This is a genomic window from Psychroserpens sp. XS_ASV72 (assembly GCF_041224425.1).
In the GTDB taxonomy this organism is placed as follows: domain Bacteria; phylum Bacteroidota; class Bacteroidia; order Flavobacteriales; family Flavobacteriaceae; genus Psychroserpens.
This window is the reverse complement of record NZ_JBGFGL010000026.1, coordinates 1-412: the sequence shown is the minus strand read 5'-3', so window position 1 is coordinate 412 and position 412 is coordinate 1. Positions and strand designations below refer to the sequence as shown.

Sequence of the window (412 nt, the reverse complement as noted above, 5' to 3'; positions counted from 1 at the left end):
TCTGATGCTGTTGCTGAAGGTGCCTGTGCAAACGAATCTGTAATCACAAGAACATGGACACTTGTCGATGACTGTGGGAACGAGACAAACCTAGTGCAGACAATAAACGTGGTGGACACTACTGCGCCTACCTTTACGGTTCCTGCTGGTACCACTATCGAGTGCGACCAGGATGCCAACGATTTGACGCTTACTGGTGACGTGACAGATGAGGCGGACAACTGCTCAAATGGATTGGAGGCAACATATTCTGATGCAATCACTGAAGGTACCTGTGCAAATGAGTACACCATTACCAGAACCTGGACACTTGTAGACGAATGCGGTAACGAGAACATACAGATACAGACCATCAATGTGGTGGATACTACTGATCCAACCTTTACGGTTCCTGCTGGCACCACTATCGAGT

The 412-nt window shown here is 48.1% G+C and carries 1 pseudogene; it reads left to right on the top strand.

Going from position 1 to position 412, the window contains the following annotated elements:
* Positions 1 to 412: pseudogene (locus tag AB9K26_RS00140) on the top strand (gliding motility-associated C-terminal domain-containing protein); the annotation flags it as partial.